At 61.2% G+C, this 17927-nt stretch carries 14 protein-coding genes; 13 read left to right on the forward strand and 1 reads right to left on the reverse strand.

Translation table 11 applies throughout. The features are described 5' to 3' along the window. The first annotated feature begins 94 nt into the window (after nucleotides 1-94). Both QM672_RS19155 and QM672_RS19160 read left to right on the forward strand, forming a co-directional pair. Nucleotides 95-1180, forward strand: a complete 1086-nt coding sequence (locus tag QM672_RS19155) for a hypothetical protein (RefSeq protein WP_415084461.1) — start codon at nucleotides 95-97, stop codon at nucleotides 1178-1180. A 461-nt stretch (nucleotides 1181-1641) separates the two neighbouring features. Beyond that, nucleotides 1642-3117, forward strand: coding sequence for a PIN domain-containing protein (locus tag QM672_RS19160; protein WP_415084463.1), 1476 nt, complete (start codon nucleotides 1642-1644; stop codon nucleotides 3115-3117). Between the two features lie 288 nt (nucleotides 3118-3405). Here QM672_RS19160 and QM672_RS19165 read toward each other — a convergent pair whose 3' ends face one another. Further along, a complete protein-coding gene (locus tag QM672_RS19165) occupies nucleotides 3406-3696 on the reverse strand; it encodes a PAAR domain-containing protein (protein WP_311943561.1) in 291 nt (96 codons plus the stop codon). A gap of 397 nt (nucleotides 3697-4093) precedes the next feature. Between QM672_RS19165 and QM672_RS19170 the strand changes: the two genes are divergently transcribed. The 11 genes from QM672_RS19170 to QM672_RS19220 all read left to right on the forward strand — a co-directional run bounded on the left by QM672_RS19170 (nucleotide 4094) and on the right by QM672_RS19220 (nucleotide 17872). Next, complete coding sequence (locus tag QM672_RS19170; protein ID WP_311943558.1) at nucleotides 4094-4780, forward strand: response regulator transcription factor; 687 nt, start codon at nucleotides 4094-4096, stop codon at nucleotides 4778-4780. A gap of 745 nt (nucleotides 4781-5525) precedes the next feature. Next, nucleotides 5526-6044 carry a type VI secretion system contractile sheath small subunit gene (gene tssB / locus QM672_RS19175; RefSeq protein WP_311943556.1) on the forward strand — a complete coding sequence of 173 codons (519 nt, stop codon included), beginning with the start codon at nucleotides 5526-5528 and terminating at the stop codon, nucleotides 6042-6044. A 54-nt stretch (nucleotides 6045-6098) separates the two neighbouring features. Further along, nucleotides 6099-7592, forward strand: coding sequence for a type VI secretion system contractile sheath large subunit (gene tssC, locus QM672_RS19180; RefSeq protein WP_311943554.1), 1494 nt, complete (start codon nucleotides 6099-6101; stop codon nucleotides 7590-7592). Nucleotides 7593-7712: 120 nt separating this feature from the next. Then, on the forward strand, nucleotides 7713-8201 hold the full coding sequence (locus tag QM672_RS19185) for a type VI secretion system tube protein Hcp (RefSeq protein WP_311943552.1): 489 nt from the start codon (nucleotides 7713-7715) through the stop codon (nucleotides 8199-8201). 233 nt (nucleotides 8202-8434) lie between these two features. Next, complete coding sequence (locus QM672_RS19190; RefSeq protein ID WP_322432232.1) at nucleotides 8435-8989, forward strand: type VI secretion system baseplate subunit TssE; 555 nt, start codon at nucleotides 8435-8437, stop codon at nucleotides 8987-8989. A 4-nt stretch (nucleotides 8990-8993) separates the two neighbouring features. Continuing rightward, nucleotides 8994-10958 (forward strand): type VI secretion system baseplate subunit TssF, encoded by a 1965-nt coding sequence (tssF, locus tag QM672_RS19195; protein WP_415084467.1) that lies wholly within the window; start codon nucleotides 8994-8996, stop codon nucleotides 10956-10958. After that, the gene (tssG, locus tag QM672_RS19200) at nucleotides 10955-12088 is read left to right on the forward strand and encodes a type VI secretion system baseplate subunit TssG (protein WP_415084469.1); all 1134 of its coding nucleotides are present in this window, start codon (nucleotides 10955-10957) and stop codon (nucleotides 12086-12088) included. The genes tssF and tssG overlap by 4 nt, the downstream gene beginning before the upstream one ends. Before the next feature lie 2 nt (nucleotides 12089-12090). After that, nucleotides 12091-14724 carry a type VI secretion system ATPase TssH gene (gene tssH, locus QM672_RS19205; RefSeq protein WP_415084471.1) on the forward strand — a complete coding sequence of 878 codons (2634 nt, stop codon included), beginning with the start codon at nucleotides 12091-12093 and terminating at the stop codon, nucleotides 14722-14724. Nucleotides 14725-14820: 96 nt separating this feature from the next. Continuing rightward, the gene (locus QM672_RS19210) at nucleotides 14821-15900 is read left to right on the forward strand and encodes a hypothetical protein (RefSeq protein ID WP_311943541.1); all 1080 of its coding nucleotides are present in this window, start codon (nucleotides 14821-14823) and stop codon (nucleotides 15898-15900) included. 216 nt (nucleotides 15901-16116) lie between these two features. After that, nucleotides 16117-16956, forward strand: a complete 840-nt coding sequence (locus tag QM672_RS19215; RefSeq protein ID WP_068284329.1) for a hypothetical protein — start codon at nucleotides 16117-16119, stop codon at nucleotides 16954-16956. A 79-nt stretch (nucleotides 16957-17035) separates the two neighbouring features. Further along, nucleotides 17036-17872, forward strand: coding sequence for a peptidoglycan-binding protein (locus tag QM672_RS19220; protein WP_311943537.1), 837 nt, complete (start codon nucleotides 17036-17038; stop codon nucleotides 17870-17872). Nucleotides 17873-17927 lie beyond the last annotated feature (55 nt).

Here is a 17927-nt window from a genome sequence, read left to right on the forward strand (position 1 = left end):
CGCCCGCCAGGCGAGAGACAGCATCAGCACCCAGGAGGCGCAGGCCAAGCGCCGTGCGGACCTGGCAAACCGGCTTGCGAGCGCTGGCCAGGACGTGGCGGCGCTGAAGAGTTTCCTCGACCAGTGCGGCGCGGACTGCCCCGATGATCTCGCCCGCCAGGCGAGGGGCAGCATCAGCACCCAGGAGGCGCAGGCCAAGCGCCGTGCGGACCTGGCAAACCAGCTTGCGAGCGCTGGTCAGGACGTGGCGGCGCTGAAGAGCTTCCTCGAGCAGTGCGGCGCGGACTGCCCCGGCGATCTCGCCCAGCAAGCCCGGACCCGTATCGATGCCGCAAAAGAACTGACCGTGCAGCATGATCGCCTCGCGGCCCAGCTCACGGCTGCCGGCAAGAATGCCACAGCACTCAGGCGGTTCCTTGATCAATGCGGTGCCGATTGTCCCGATGATCTGGCTGCAAAGGCGAAAGCCGCGCTGGAAGGCACCAAATTGGCGGCGGTTACATCACCGACGCCGGCCGCGCTCAGGGATTTCGTCGCCGGTTTTGGAGCGGATAGCTGCTTTTCTGCGACGGCGGACGATGTAACGGCGAGTTCCGCAAGCGTCACCGCGCTCGGCACGGCGGCGACGGACCAGAGCTTCGCCGATGCCTTCAAGCTGAAGGCGGGTTTTGCGCCGACGGTGAAACTCGATGCGGTCTCCGACCAGCAGTGCGGCTTCGTCGGGGCGTTGCGCCGGATGTCGGTTGTTGGCGCGCCGCCGTTGAAGATGGTGTTGAGCAAAGCGGAAATTCGAGGCGGCGACGCGGACAAGGGGACGCCGGGCGACCCGCTTACTGTTTCCGTGACCGGGGCGGGCGAACGTAACATCTATCTGTTCGTGATGGACCATAAGGGCGGAATCCAGAACATCAATCGGCTCTGTGCCTCCTGCATCACCATGAAGACGGGAGAAATCGAGGCCGGACTCAGCCTGTCGGCGCCGGCCAAGATCGAGGGCGAAGCTCGGCCAGCCTTTTTCCCCATGCTGGTGTTCGCGGTGGCCTCGTCGCGGCCGCTGATCAGCATCAATGCGCAGGATGCCTTCGAGGCGGATGATTTCATCGCGCCTTTCCTCAAGGAGATCGCCAATGCCCGCGACGTTACCACGGCGGCGGGCTATCTCAAGCTGCGCGACCAGTGACGGCGCACAGAAAGACAGACTGAGGGGCATGTCCTGGGGGAGGGACGCAACCCTTCTTCCTCCAAGAGGTTACAGGCGCTGAGAATCTCTACAGCATCTCCTGAGAATGCCGTGCTGTTTCTTCATGTAAAAGACCGGCATGATTTGCTTTGCTAAAGAGAATACTGATCTTTTTTCAGCATCGTGTTTGCTCACTGTATCGAGCGTGACATTGTAAAATATTGTTGCTGCGTCGCTTTTTCAGAAATCCGACGTCCGATTTTCAGCACTGTTTTCTAGAGTGTGCTTTTGAGCACTTACCAATTCTCCTTGAATCGATAAAGATCGACAAGAGAATTACCGATAGCATTTGTTCATAATGTTTTTCTCAGTAAATATTTAAGCCAACTACGTTATGGTACTGAAGTATTAATAATATAGAAAAACGCAAAAACTTCCGGTTAAAATCAATTGGAGTCCCTATGGCTGACCCCATCATGCTGGATAAGAACGTAATTACATCGATCGCGAGAAATAATCAGCCGGCTGCTGAGAGTTTGAAGAAATACTTAAACGCCGGTACGCCAGTTTATATTTCACGCGCTGCTTACGACGAGTTGGTGACGCGGGCGCAAACGCAAAAACAAGGCGGCGAGTATGATTGGCTGCTCAAGGATGCGCGGATCACGATCGCCCCGGCAGGCAGCATCAAGGACCGGGGCGACGTCTATGCCGACAACATCCAATATGCTCCTGCTCCCAATCGGCCGCAGTTGAAGGATTTCTCGCGCAAGGACGATACCACGAAGCCCGGTGACGTGTTTGTCGTGGCACAGGCCAAGGCCATCAACGCGCGTTTGTGGACCTTCGACAGGAAGGTGCAGAATGCGGCACCCGCGCTCGGTGTCAGACTGGCGCCGGAATGCAGCATTGGCGACCGCAGCGGCGTCGAGGACGTGGCGGTAGGCCGGAAATTACTCGGACTGAATCCACGCACCATCGGCGCCGACGGCAAGCCGGTGCCGCCATCGGGAGGATCGGGGGGCGGCTCCGGCGGCAGCTATTCGATCGGGATAGCGGACAACAGCGTGCCGGAATTCGTGGGACCGTCCCCCAAGGGCATGGCGACGATAGCCGGGATCCAGCTGGCCTTCGAAGGGGTCAATTTCGTCCTCAACCTGGTCAACGACTACATCCAGAAGGAAAAGGTCACGCAGGCACTGGACCAGGTCAGGCAAACCATAGCCGGCGAACGCGCCTCCAATCCGCGAATGGGTATCCTGCTGTTGTTTTACTATAGCCAGTATCAGGCTGCCGATGAGAGCCTCATCAAGCCGGGCGCTGTGTTCGATCACCTGGCCTGGGGAAAAGGAACCACCCGAGACGAGGCGCTGCGCGATGCCTTGAGCGTGCCGACGCTATCGCAGGGCGTCGGGCCAAATGAACGGGCCTTTTCGCAGGAAGTCTGGATCGCGCCGCTTCAGAAATCCGCCATCACGACCGCCAAATGTCCCTTTAAACCTGTTGCGGTAGGGCGATTCTTCCTTGGCGACTCCAACAAGGCGAAATTTCAACAGGTGGATTTCAGTATTCTTGGTGGCTTTGACGATGTGGTCGAGACGAGCGTCGAATTACCGGCCAATACCAATGTCGATTTTGTCGTCCTTGATCCACCAAGCCAGGTCTACTGGTACAATATGAATGGCCGGCAAGCCGTCCACGTGCCGCTTCTGGAGGATAAAACGGCGAACGAGAACATCATCAAGGTGGTAGATCTCGATCCATGGAGTCCCTTCCATGCGAAAGCGGCCATGGTTTTTCCCGTGGACGAATGGACGGAAAAAATATTTGAGCAAGTTTCACCCACGGGCAATTATTTCAGTCTCGGGACCTATGTGAATTTCAGCATGATCCGTTGGGTGCGCACCAAAAATATTCATCTGCTGCGCTTCTTGTAACCATGCATGACGGGTGATCGGGGCCGGGGCGTTGCAATCATTGCGCGAATCCGGCCCGCAATCCTTCCAGGCAATCTAATTTGGACCCTTGGCGGCGCTGCGCGGTTTGAGCGGCTCCCAGACATAGTCCCAATTAACGATGTTGCCGGTCAGCCCCGGCGTATATCGGCATTTCGGGCGATTGCCGGGCAGACCGGGTGTCGCCGTCGGGCCGACCTCGAGTGTGGCCTTAATTGCCTTGGCAAACAGCCGGGAAGTGGATGCGGGGAACGGCCGGCGTCGAGATGACTACCCGCCAATGAGTACGGTCGGCCACATGCCCACGATCGTGCCGCCATGGGCGGTGAGGTCGCCGATGCGCGCCGCCAACTGGCCATTGACCAGGACGGTGGTCGAGCCCAGCGCGATCACGTCGGGCGGCCCGACGCAGATGCAGAGATCCCCGACCCGCGCTTGCGGCTGGCCGCCGGTGAAGACATTCACCGACGCCATCACGATCGGGCCACCGACATGGGGCACCAGCACATTCACCAGCGGGCAGACATGCATGTCGCCTAGACGTGAAGCCGGTTGTCCCATCAGCCACTTCCTGTTCCGCGTCAGTGAGGAGCGAACGCACGAGCTGGTCGCCTAATCTGTCCGATTGCAGTGGTTTTGTCACGCCACGGCAATGGTGCACGCCGATCATAGGCCGAGGCGACCCATGGCACATCCTTCAAACAAGGGAGTCGGGGCGGGGAACTGTGGCGAGAGGGCTTGGTCCCGCTTTGGCCGGCGCGGCCGGTCTATCCAAGGCGCGCCGGATCGAGCGGCCTGTGACAGCGCGATTGACGCCAAAGGCGGGGATTGGCAAGCTCGCGGGGAGCAGGCAAATAAACGGTTCCGGCAGCACCGGGCGGATGGGTTGCGAGCGCGCCTTGCAGCGTTGATCGCCGTTCCGTCGCGAAGACAACGCCGGACTGGAGGATATCACACCATGACGGATGCACCCTCCGCGCAAGCACCCCAACCCATCGTCCGGGTTGCCGTGGTCGAAGACGACCCGGCGGCCCTCGAACGCATCACCGCGGCGCTGGAAGCGGCGCCGGATATCTCGGTCACGGCCAGCGCGCCGAATACCGCCACCGGCAAAACCCTGATCGACAAGGGCGGGTTCGACGTGTTGCTGTGCGATCTCGGGCTGCCGGATGGTTCCGGCATCGGCCTCATCCGCTATGCGGCCCAGAAATATGCCGACGTCGATATCATGGTCATCACGATTTTCGCCGACCAGGACAAGGTATTGGAGAGCATCAAGGCCGGCGCGCGCGGCTATCTTTTGAAGGATGAGCGTTTCGACAGCTTTGCCGAGAGTATCCGCGAGGTACGGCGCGGTGGTTCGCCGATCAGTCCGGTCATTGCCCGCCAATTGCTCAAGGAGTTCCAGCCGCGCGAGCAGGAAGCGGACAAGAAGGGCCTCGAATTGCTATCGAAGCGCGAGCTCGAAGTGCTCAAGCTCTTGGCGCGCGGTTTCACCTTCGTGGAGATCGGCGACATACTCAAGATCGGCCGCAGCACCGTGGCGACCTATGTCAAGAACATCTACCAGAAGCTCGAAGTGAATTCGCGTGCCGAGGCCGTCTTTGAAGCCTCGAGCATGGGCGTCATCAATATGCCGCGCTAAGAGGCTGTCACAGCCTGCGACAGCTTCCTAGGCGCACCGGAAATCCGACGGAACGGACCGAAGCTCGAAAATATCCGAGCCCTCCTCGCGCGGCGGGGTGAACGCCTGGCGCAGTTCGAGCCTTTGCCTGGGTCGACCCGCTTTTGTCGGACTTTCTCTCCATATGTCGGCTCGATTGCCTACTCCTTTTTAGGCCTCATCTTGGGCTTGGAATCAATCTTGCGTTCTATACTGAGTTAAGAGAAGATACGCCTCCAACAGGCTCAGTCACCGCCGCACGCTTCTCTGATCGTCGTAACATTCACAAGGAGGCGAGCAGGGGGAAGTCTTCGTCACAAGATTACCGGCTCGTGATTGCATCGGGCCGGTGCCGGGTGGATCAAGGCCTCTTGCAGGTGCGCTCCCTGCATGGTGTCACGCCGGAATCACTTGGCCTGTCTAGACTGACATCGGGCCAGTCTCGTTTCCCGAAATTCCCGCAGCACGGCCGGTTTTACCTTGAGAGAGTCGGTATGTGCCATCGATCACAGTATTCGACGGAGGGGGCTCGGTGCCGGCCCCCCAAATAGGGGATTACGGGGAAGGGGGTTTGGCGCAAGATTGGTTTCGCAAGGGGGATGACACCGCCCGCTGGGCCGGCGCTCACCAACCTCAATGAATTCAAGTGCGATGGTTGGACCTCTTCTGCCGGTCTCCTTCGGCGGGCGGGAACTCCCAGCGCAGTGTCGAGGAAAGAGGCAAAGTCATGGCTGACAGCGGACAGAAGTTCATCAAGCGCAACCGCCCGCCGCGCGTCCAGATCCAGTATGAAGACCCCTACAATGCGGAAAAACTCGTCGAGATTCCCTTTGTCATGGCGGTGATGTCGGACCTGTCCGGCAATGCATCCGAGGTCGAGAAGGCGCCGATCGCCGAGCGCAAATATCTCGACATCGACATGGACAATTTCGACGACCGCATGAAGGCCATCAAGCCCGGTACCAGCTTCAAGGTGACCAACCGGCTCGGTGACGCCAAGGGCGACGAGAAGATGTCGGTCAAGCTCAGCTTCGAAAAGATGAGCGACTTCAACCCGGCCCAGGTCGTCCGCAACATACCGGCGCTGGCCAAGCTGTTGAAGGCGCGCGAGCAGCTCGCCAATCTGCAGCGCTACATGGACGGCAAGGTTGCGGCCGAGGATCAGATCAAGGCCCTGTTGAAGGACCCCGAACTCATGCGGCTGCTCAAGGACAATAGCGAGCAGGCCAAGCCTGAAGAGAACTGACGGCGGCTCCCGCCAGTAGATCAAGCCAGAAGATCAAGTCAGGAGTTCAGCCACATGGCCGAAACAGCCGCTACCCCCCAGACCGTTCCCGCGACCGAAACCCGTGACCTGGAGAGCTTTTCCAGCCTGTTGCGCAAGAGCTTCAAGCCGCGCAACGACAGTGCTGCCACCGAGGTCGAGAATGCCGTCAACACCCTGGTCCGCCAGGCGCTCGAAGATACCTCGCTGGTCAAGGAAGACGTCCTCGATACCATCGATTCGATGATCGCCAAGCTCGACGAGCAGTTGTCGATCCAGCTCAACGAAGTCATCCATGCGCCCGAATTCCAGAAATTGGAGAGTGCCTGGCGCGGCCTCAATTATCTCGTCTTCAATTCCGAAACCGACACCACGCTGAAGATCCGCTTCATGAACGTGTCGAAGGAAGAGCTCTTCCGCGAGTTCAAGGTCTATCCCGGCGCTCGCTGGGACCAGAGCCCGATCTTCAAGAAGCTCTACGAAGCCGAGTATGGGCAGCTGGGCGGTGACCCCTATGGCGCCCTGGTCGGCGACTATTACTTCGACCACTCGCCGCCCGACGTGCAGCTGCTGCGCGACATCAGCAAGGTCGCTGCCTCGGCCCATGCGCCCTTCTTTGCGGCGGCCAATCCGGCCTTGTTCGGCATGGACAGCTGGAACGAGCTCACCAATCCGCGTGACATCGGCAAGATCTTCGATACGCCCGATTACGCCGCTTTCCGCTCGCTGCGTGATCAGCCCGATTCACGCTATGTCGGCCTGTGCATGCCGCGCGTCCTGTCGCGCCAGCCTTATGGCGCCAAGTCGGAACCGGTGGAAGAGTTTGCTTTCGAGGAGGACACGGACGGCCATCAGGGCAGGAAATATGCCTGGATGAACGCGGCCTACGCCATGGCAGTCAATGTCAACCGAGCCTTCAAGGAATATGGCTGGACGGTGCGCATCCGTGGCGTCCAGTCGGGCGGCGAAGTCGTCAACCTGCCCACCCATACCTTCCCCACCGACGACGGCGGCATCGACCTCAAATGCCCCACCGAAATCGCCATCAGCGATCGGCGCGAGGCGGAACTGTCGAAGTCGGGCGTGCTGCCGCTGATCCATCGCAAGAACACCGACAAGGCGGCCTTCATCGGTGCCCAGTCGCTGTACAAGCCCCGGAAAATGGATACAGACGACGCGACCGCTTCCGAAAACCTCTCGGCCCGGCTGCCTTACATGTTCGCGGTGTCGCGCTTCGCGCATTATCTCAAATGCATGGTGCGGGACAAGATCGGCGCCACGATGGAGCAGGACCAACTGCAGAAATGGCTGCAGACCTGGATCAATCGTTATGTCGACGGCGATCCCAAGAACTCGACCGAGGCAATCAAGGCCAAGAAACCGCTGGCCGCGGCCAAGGTCGAAGTGTTCCCCGACGAGGAAAACCCCGGCTACTACGCCGCCAGGTTCTATCTGAGGCCACACTACCAGCTGGAAGGAATGGATATCGGCATCAGTCTCGTCTCGAGACTGCCCAATAGCCAGAAGTAACACGACAATCCAAGCGGGTCCGCCTGAACGCTCCGGCGAGCGAACGATCCCGCTTGGCCAATTCAATCCGACGGACGCCTTCGGAAAAAGGCACATCCGCTCACATCACAGGAGAGTAAAATGGCCCAATCAGACGCACTACTTCAGATCAATGGTATCGAGGGTGAAACCCAGCAGGACAGCCTCGACGGTTACATGGAGCTGTTGAGCTGGAGCATCGGCGGCTCGAACTCCTCGACCTTCGGCAGCGGCACCGGCGGCGGCAAGGGCAAGTCGGTCCTGCAGGACCTGCATTGCACCAAGGCGGCGGACAAGGCTTCCGCCAACATCTTCAAATATTGCGCCTTCGGCAATCACATCGACGAGGTCAAGCTCGTCGTGCGCAAGGCGGCGGGCGAAGACAAGCTCACCTATATCACCATCACCCTGACCAACTGCTTCATCACCAGCTATCAGACGAGCGGTGGGTCCGACGGCGGCGCGATGGAGAGCTTCTCGGTCACCTATGAGAAGATCAACCACGAGTACCAGCCGCAGGACAAGTCCGGCGCTGCCGATGGCGGTTCGATCGAATTCACCTACAATGTCGCCACGGGCAAGGATCAGTAAATCCTCGCCTTTCGGATCCGGGCGGCCGCACGAGCGTGGCGGCCGCCCGGCCTCGGCAGGGGCTGATCCGTCGGCCCGCGGGACTTGGAACTACAGTGCAAGCAGAACCTCATGCCGGTTTTCAGTGACGGCTAGGCGATCACCGACGCCGAAAACACGACTGAGGGACCAATTCCTTGTTTCGACGCGTCTTCGAGGTTCGGCTCGAGACGCTCCAGCATGTGGAAGATCCATTGAGCCGTTTCCGTGCCGTCAAGAGCGATCGTTTCGTACCTCCCATCATGCATGCCTTTCGGGAGGCTTTCCGCCTGCGCGATGCCGCCAAGCCTATCGACAATCGCAACGATGCCGGCGAGCGGGTCATTGCCGGGCGGCGCACCTCACCGCGTTCGGCCGTCGGCGAGACCGTGCTGCGTTCGGAATTGGGCGAGGACCTTGCCTCCTTGCTCAACACCGTCGAGCTGGCGGCGATCGAGGATCTCAACGGCTTCGACGCCGTGGCGGCCTCGATCCTCAATTTCGGCGTACCGGATCTGACCGCGATCGTTGCCAGTCCCGAGGCGGCGCGACGGGTCGCCCATCTGCTCAAGCAGAGGCTGGAGCTTTATGACTGCCGGCTGGTACCCGGCACGGTCACCATATCCGGCGAGCCGCTCGACGATAGCGCTTCCGGCCAACTGAGGTTCCACATCAGCGCCGAAATGGTGTCGACGCCCACCGATATCCCGATAGAGTTCGTGGCGGACGTCGAGGTGGAGAGCGGCAAGATCAGAGTCTTCAAATTGTGATGCCATGAACCGTGAATTTCTCGAGCTCTACAATCGTGAACTTGGCATTCTCAAGGAGGAAGCCAGGCAGTTCGCGGCTGAATTTCCCGGTGTTGCCGAGCGCCTGGGTGGGCTTTTGGAGAACAACACCGACCCGATGATTGCGGGGTTGCTCGAAGGCACCGCTTATCTGGCCTCCCGCGTGCAGCTCAAGCTCAAGCATGAATATGCCGAGTTCACCGACAATCTGCTCGACCAGCTCGTGCCCGATTATCTGGCGCCGGTGCCATCGGCAGCGCTGCTGCGGGTGGAGCCGCCCTATGGCGACCCCAATCTCAAGGATGGCATGAAGATCGCCGCCGGCTCCTATGCCGATGCGCGCTTCGTCGAGCGTGAACGCCGGATTGCCTGCAAATATCGCCTCGCCAGCGAGATCACCTTGTGGCCGTTCGAACTCGGCCAGGCCGAATTCCTGAGCGGGCCGGCGACGCTGCAGGCTCTCGGCATCGAGGCTGGCCCCACCAGCCAGGCGGGCCTCAGGCTGTCCCTGTTGCGGCGCTCCGCCGCCGACCGCCTCACCGAGCCGGCCGACAAGCAGGTGGCACAGCGGCCCGATTGCTGGTTTGCCAACTGCCGGACCGATGAGCTTACGTTCCATATCATCGGCCAGGAGGGCGATGCCGTCAGGCTCTACGAGCAGCTCTTCGGCGCCACCACCGGCATCTATGTTCGCTATCTCGACGAGGCCGGCGATCCCGTCATCCTGCCGCTGCCCAGGAGCTGCCTGGCCCAGATCGGCTTTGCGCCCGACGAACCGTTGTTTCCGTCCGACCGGCGGGTGTTCAGGGGCTTCGATCTCCTGCGCGAATATTTCGTACTGCCGGCGAAATTCCTCGGCTTCAAGCTCACCAATCTCAAGCCTGTCCTCTCGGCGATCCGCACCAATCGCTGCGATATCGTCATCGCCTTCAGCCAGGGTGACAGCCGGCTGCAATCCGTGGTGAGGGCCGACAGCTTCGCCCTTTACGCCGCCGCTGGCTCCAACCTCTTCGAGATGCAGCTGGCGCGCGTGCCCGTGAAGGACAACGAGCATGAGTACCATGTCGTCACCGATCGCTCGCGTCATCTCGATTTCGAGGCCCACCGCCTGATCCGGATGCATGCCCACGTCACCGGCAGCGGTGACAAGATGGAGGTCTATCCGCTCTACGCCGCTCCGCCGCTCGGGGTCTCCGCCACCCAGACGATGTTCTATACCGTGCGGCGCTTGCCCCGCCGCCGCTCGCAGGAGGAACGGCGCAATGCTCAGCCGACGCAATATGTCGGCAGCGACATGTTCGTCACGCTCACCAATCACCGCGACAGGCCTGATGGCCTCCACGTCGCCGAACTCAGCCTGCGGGCGCTGTGCTCCAACCGCCACCTCACCGAACATCTGCCGGTTGGGCAGGGAGGGGCCGATTTCATTCTCGAAGACAAGACCACGCTGAGGGTGGACTGCGTGGTCGGACCGACCCTGCCGCGCGATTCCATCGCCACCGATCCGGAGGCACGCGGCCAGCATGGCGCGGGCGGTACCTCGGCCTGGCGGCTGATCAGCATGCTCAGCCTCAATCATCTCGGGCTCTCCGGCTATGGTACGCGGGATTCGGCCGCGTCGTTGCGCGAGATCCTCTCGCTCTTCGCTACGCGCGGCAGCGCGGCCATCGAACGACGCATCCAGGGCGTCATTGCCGTCGACAGCAGGCCGATCACCCGGCGCATCCGTCAACGCACAGGCGCGGGCGTGGTGCGCGGGCTGGAAGTCACGGTGACACTCGACGAAAAGCATTTCGAAGGCAGCGGCATTTTTCTGCTCGGCGCCATCCTCGATCGTTTTCTCACCGAATTCGTCGGCCTGAACAACGTGGTCGAGACCGTGATCCGCTCGACCGAACGCGGCGAGATCATGCGCTGGCCGGCGCAGCTCGGGCGGCGGCAGCAGCTATGAGCACGCCTCCCGACCTTCCGCAGGAGCGTTTTCCGGAAGAGCCGATAGACTTTTCGGTTGAGAAAGTGCGCCACAACAACGAGTTAGAGAAAAAGGGCGGTTCGGATAAATCGCCCTTTGCTCAGGAGCCGGGCAGTCGAGACTTCCTCGACCTTCTGCGCCGCCTCGAGCACCTGGCAGGTGCCAAGCCGCGCATCGGCGAGAGTGCGTCCTCGGCCGAAGCGGTAGCGAAGCTAGGCCAGCAGCCCCACATCGATTTTTCCGACGACAACGTCAGCCACGTTGCCCCATCCGAGGGAGGTCCTGCCGCGGTCGAGAGTCGCTTCCTCGGCATGCTGGGGCCGCAGGGCGCCCTGCCGCTGCACACCAGCTATGAAGCGACCCATTGGGCCAATATGCGCGACGTGGCTTTCGCGCGTTTCCTCGACATCTTCAACAACCGCTTCCAGCAATTGTTCTTCCGGGCCTGGGCCAATGCCCGGCCGGCCGTACAGGCGGACCGGCCAGAGGAAAACCAGTTCCTCACCTATCTCGGCGCCATGATCGGCATCGGCACGCCGGCCATGCGCGGGCGCGGCCAACTGCATGATTTCTCAAAGCTGGCACTGGCCGGCCTGATGGCGCCGGCGATCAAGAGCGCCTCGCGCATCGAGGGCATGCTCGGCTGGCTGTTCGATGCCAAGGTCGAGGTGCAGGAATTCGTTGGGGTGTGGTTGCCGCTCGAGGCGCGCGAGCAGGCCGTGCTGGCAGCAGGCAGCTGTGCGCTCGGCGTCGACAGTATCATCGGCCGCTCGGCCTACAGCCTCAAGGACAAGTTCCGCATCAGGCTGGAAGTCGCCAATCTCGACGAGTTGGAGACCTTCCTGCCCGATGGCCTTCATTTCGAGCCCCTCGCCGACATCATCCGCTTCTATCTCGGTGAAACCTTCATCTACGACGTCGAATTCGGCCTGGCGGAAAGCAAGACCAAACCCGCCCAGCTTGGCGGCTTCGGCCGCCTGGGATGGACCTGCTGGATGGGCAGGAAGGGGGCTGCCGATCCTGCATCCGATCGCATGCGCTGGGACTGCCATTTCCATCCCGCCGAGATCCGCGCTGAGCGGCGTCGCAAACCGAAAAAAGGGTCGTAGCCATGGCCGATGTCAGCCTCGAAGTCCTCACCGGCAAGCTCAATCCGCTCGGCTATGACAGCTTCATGCAGGCCTTTCGCCTGGCGCAGGGAGCGGGCAACCGCAATCTGGAACTGGCACATTGGCTGCAGGCGGTGCTGCAGGCCGACCGCAGCGACCTTGCCTTGACGGTTACTCATTTCAAACTCGATGCCGGCCGGCTCTCGGCCGACCTCAATGCCGTCACCGCCGGCTTTGCCATGAACAAGACCGAGCTGCCGGGCTTTTCCGACGACATTTTCGACGCGCTCAGCCAGGGCTGGAACTATGCCACCCTGATGTTCGGCGAAACCCAGGTGCGCACCGGGCATGTGCTCACCGCCATCCTGAAGGAGCCACGCCTGGCGCGCACGCTCAACGGCCTGTCCAAGCAGTTCCGTCTGATCGACGTGGAGCAACTCACCAACGAACATCGCAAGATCTGGCAGCAATCTGCCGAAGAAAACATGCGTCCGATGGACGGCTCGGGACCGGTCGCCAAGGGAGCGGGCGGGGAGGCAGGGCCTGCCGCCAAGGGTACCAGCGCTCTCGACCGCTACGCCGTCGACCTGACCGAGCGCGCCGCCAGCGGTACGATGGATCCCATCGTCGGCCGCGACGAGGAGATCCGCCAGGTCATCGACGTCCTGATGCGCCGGCGGCAGAACAATCCCATCCTCACCGGCGAGGCCGGCGTCGGCAAGACCGCGGTGGTCGAAGGCTTTGCCCAGCGCATCGCGGCCGGCGACGTGCCGCCGCCGCTCAAGGGCAACAAGCTCTACGCGCTCGACATCGGCCTGATGCAGGCCGGCGCCTCGATGAAGGGCGAGTTCGAGCAGCGCCTGCGCTCGGTGATCGACCAGGTCCAGGCTTCGGCGATACCGATCATCCTGTTCATCGATGAGGCGCATACCTTGATCGGCGCTGGCGGTGCGGCTGGCACGGGGGACGCCGCCAACCTGCTCAAGCCCGCTTTGGCCCGGGGCACGCTGAGGACGATCGCCGCGACGACCTGGTCGGAATACCGCCAGCACATCGAGAAGGATCCGGCGCTGACCCGCCGCTTCCAGCCGATCAATGTCGGCGAGCCCGGCATCGAGCAGTGCTGCAACATGATGCGCGGCCTGCTGGCGCCGATGGAAAAGCATCACAACGTCCATATCTCGGAAGCCGCGGTGGTCGCCGCCGTCAAGCTGTCGAGCCGTTACATCCCTTCGCGCCAGCTGCCGGACAAGGCTGTCAGCCTGCTCGACACGGCGGCCGCGCGCGTGGCGGTCTCACAGAATGCGACGCCGGCGGCGGTCGAGGATGTGCGCGTCGCCATCGAGGCAGGCGAGCGCGAGTTGAAGGCCCTGGAGCGTGAACGCGATGTCGGCAATGCCGACGAGAAACGCATCGGCGAGGTGACGGAGACCATCACTGCCGCCAGGGAGAAGCTGGCGTCGCTGGAGAAGGCCTGGGGCGAGGAGAAGGCTGTTGTCGCCGAGCTGATGGCGGCCCGCCGTGCTATCGCCGAAGGCGGGGAGGGCGCCGATGCGGCTCGCGGCAAGCTCACCGGCATCATGGCCGACCTTGCCGCCATCGATCCCGAAAAACGTATGGTCTATCCCTATGTCGACGAGCAGCCCGTGGCCTCGGTGGTCTCGGACTGGACCGGCATTCCCGTCGGCCGCATGGTCAAGGACGAGGTCGAGACCATCCTCAATCTCGGCGACATTCTGGCCAGGCGCGTGGTCGGCCAGGATCATGGCCTGAAGATGATCGCCCGGCGCATCCAGACCAACCGCGCCAAGCTCGACAATCCCGACAAGCCCATCGGCGTCTTCATGCTTGCCGGCCCGTCCGGAGTCGGCAAGACCGAGACGGCGCTGGCGCTGGCCGAGGCGCTCTATGGCGGTGAGCAGAACATGATCACCATCAACATGTCGGAGTTCCAGGAGGCGCATACGGTCTCGACCCTGAAGGGGGCACCGCCCGGCTATGTCGGCTATGGCGAAGGCGGCCGGCTCACCGAGGCCGTGCGCCGCCGGCCCTATAGCGTGGTGCTGCTCGACGAGGTGGAGAAGGCCCACCCCGACGTGCACGAAATCTTCTTCCAGGTCTTCGACAAGGGGGTGATGGAGGATGGTTCGGGCCGGCGCATCGATTTCAGGAATACGCTGATCATCCTCACCACCAATGCCGGCACCGACATGATCATGGATGCCGCGGCGAACGGCGCGCAAAAGCCCGATCCGGAGGCGCTGGCGGTCGAGCTCAAGCCGCATCTCCTGCAGGTCTTCCCGCCGGCGCTGTTGGGGCGCATCGTCACCATTCCCTATTACCCGCTGTCCGGTGACATGCTGGGCGCCATCGTGCGCCTGCAGCTTGATCGCATTGGCAAGCGCATCCGCGACAATCACGGCGCCAGGTTCAGCTATGACGATGCCGTGGTCGAGAAGATCGTTTCCCAGTGCAACGATCCGGATTCGGGGGCGCGCATGGTCGACAACATCGTCACCAACACGCTGCTGCCGGCGCTGTCCCAGCAGATTCTCGGTAAGGCCATCGCGGGGCAGCAGATCGAGGAAGCCAGGGTGGGGGTGGAGAACGGGGAGTTCTCTTATGCAGTGTGTTAAGCGGCGGATCTCTGCCGCCTAGGAATCCTCAGCCAAGCCAGCGATGCATCAGGCCGGTCGGGTACAGGCACCTCTCGAAAAGTCCAGGAGAAGGCGATGGCATTACAGTCGAAGAGCTTCGGTGGCGACAGCAGGCTCGAGGCCGCGGCGGTTTCCGATCCGGCCCACATCCTGCGCGGAGCGTCCGGTGAGCACGTGTCCAAGGTCCAGCGTGCGCTCATGCAGTTGTTCGATGAGGCAAATATCGAACGTGCCGAACTGAGCGATGCCAAATATGGCGAGACCACCGAGAAGACGGTGAAGGCCTACAAATCGCGCAAGGGCAAGGAAGTCATCAACCACACCTATCAACAAAGCCCGGATTCCATCGTTGGCAAGATGACGATGGCAAAGATCGACGGCGAACTCGTTGAAAAGGAAAAGGACGATCCGGACTATTTCTTCTTCAAGGACGACCAGAAGGCGTTGGTCAAGGACGATATTGCCCGAGCCAAGGTCATGGTAGCCAACGTGGTCGCGAGGCTTCGTCTGGTTGGCGGGATAGGCAAGGACGGTGGCTTGGTTATCATGCCGCGCAACTACCTTTACTATGAGACGAAATTAAAGATACTCAACGTCTTCCATATCAACTCTTTCCGGGAAGACGATTTGCCCGCGCCAGCGGATGTCGTGCAACGACTGACACGGGAATTCTCGGGCTTCAAGGGGCTGCCGGAGCAGGCCGGCGATATCTCCGATCAGCTCAGTTTCTCCGTTCTGTTGGAGAATTACGCCAACCTGCAGGCAAGCCTGGACCGCCCGTTCAGACGCGAATTCTACACGATGGGAACCTTTCGCGGTTCGCCCCTGAGCTTCTTTGCCGCCTTTGTCGATGCGCGCAATCCAAAGGACGAGACCGTCCGCTTCACACGCCACTATTTCGATGAGCAGATCATGCCAACGCAGGATGATAGGGCCGTGACCGTGGCTCACGAGCGCTGCCATACGATCTTTCGCGCAAACGGGCATCCAGGTACGGGGGACAATCCCTTCTGCGTGACGCCCCATCTGGGCGATCCAAACGTGACCTCCTCGGAGGAAGCCCTGATGAACCCCTATTGCTACGAATGGTTCATCGTCGCGATGCAACCCGCTTATCTGCCCAGGCAGAATCGAAACAACGGCTGTGGCACCTGATGGCCGCCTGGTACCGCCACAGTTCGACATGATGGCGATATGGCCTGGAATTCGTAAGGCGTCCTGCGCGACGCCGACCACGCCGCCGCCATCCCTTATTCGCAGGATGTGCTGTTGGTGCCGTGGAGAGTAAGATCAGAAGTAGATAGATCTATTCAGGTACGCATAGTTGCACTGGAAGTATTTTTTCAGTCCATCGAAGGCAGAGGGGGCGATGTGACACCAAAAGAATATCTGGATCGATACACCTATCTGAAGTTCTACAGCCCGCTCAACAATGAGCTGATCTCGGCTGGTATCAGCATGTACGGTTCGGGCTGGGACTTCCGAAACGGCAAGGCCGGCACCGGCCAGGTGATGCAGCGCGAGCATGCCGCCTTCACGGCGGCGCTCCGGATGGCCCACCATGGCAATGTCAACAAGCCGTGCGGGACCAAGTTCTTCTTCGACCAGCAGCCGCTCGGCCTGATCCAGCCGACCGAGGACTTCTACGCCACCACCTTCATCCAGGCCTTTGTCGGTAAGGGCAGCCCCGACGAGATCATCGACACGCTCCGCCTCGCTTATGCGATCGGCCGTATCGGCACTGGCAAGGATGTTGCGGGACAGCCCTGCGCCCGGGCGACGGCCCAGGCCTATGCGACGGATTTCATCACGCTCGACTGCAATGGGCTGGTCGGCAACTATTATGGCGGCAGCCCCTCGGCCTCCATCGATGCCTATGCCTCGACCGCCCGGCGCCGGACCAGGATCGAGGATATCCAGCAGGGCGATGTGGTCGTCACCCATTGTGCTGCCTCACCCTATGAGCATATCGCCCTGATCGACTCCTGCACCGTCAGTGGTTCGACAGCGAACATCCAGCTGGTCGAATGGGGCTGGTATGGCGGCGAGGAAGTCCACTATTCGAAGGAGGCGAAGGCCTATTCCATCGTCCAGGGGCCGGAAAAGGCCTATGGCATCGGCTGGGCAGCCAGAAGCAACGTCAAGCCGGTTGATTCCTTCAGATACATCTTCAAGCGCCCGAATGATGAAGAGCCGCACGGATGGTCCTGATCTGCCATGTCGAAGACCTGGATAGTGCTTGGAATTGTTCGGAAACATCGTCAAGCAGACAGCGAGAAGGAAGGCCATCATGGCTTTGACATCCGTTCGTTTCAAGAATGAACCCTCTTTGCAGCGCATCGAGGCCGGCAACGACGTTCTGCTGCGCGGCATGTCCGGCCGTCATGTCCATCTCCTGCAGATGGCCTTGATCGATCTCGGCTTCGCCATGCCAGTCTCGACCCAGAGCCAGGATTACAGCCCCGACGGCGTCTACGGCATCGAAACGGAATCGGTGGTGAAGGCGTTCCAGCGGCGCAACCCGCCTCTTGCCGACGATGGCAAGCTCGGGCAGGCGACGATACGCGAGATCGACAAGCAGATCGGCGGATTCAAGCATCGCGTGCGGGTGCATTTCCGGTCGCTGGCCCTGAGCGACGTGCCGTTCGAGCGCATCCTGTCGAGCGCCCAGGCCGTCTATGCCCAATATGGCATCGAGATCTTCTTCGCCTCCGGCGAGTCGCTCGGCCTGACGCAGGACGAAGAGAACCGCTTCAACGTGGTGGGCCAGAACTGCACCTGGCAGATGGATTCGGGCGAGTTCGCAGCGCTCCACGCGCTCGGAACGCCCGTCCCCAACAATGATGTGAAGCTGTTCTTCGTCAACAGGTTCCAGGAGAACAACGTACTGGGCTGCGGCGGCCATGCTACGGGCAAGCCGGCCTGCGCCGTCACGCATGATTGCTCGCGCTGGGATCCGGCGCATGAGATCGGGCACGTGATGCTGACGAGTTCCTTCGCACCGGTGCATTCGGGCAGTACGCGCAACCTGATGTTCGCAACTTCGAGCAACGGGCCGACGCCGTTGGCGCTGACGGAAAAACAGCTGAAGCAAATCCGCAGCTCGCCGGTCTGCCGCGCGGTTTGATGGATCTGGAGCGGGTTTACGACGAGGCTATGCAGGATCGAACCCGCCATCATCG

The sequence above is a fragment of the Labrys sp. (in: a-proteobacteria) genome, from assembly GCF_047605565.1.
GTDB classification, from domain to species: Bacteria; Pseudomonadota; Alphaproteobacteria; order Rhizobiales; family Labraceae; genus Labrys; species Labrys neptuniae.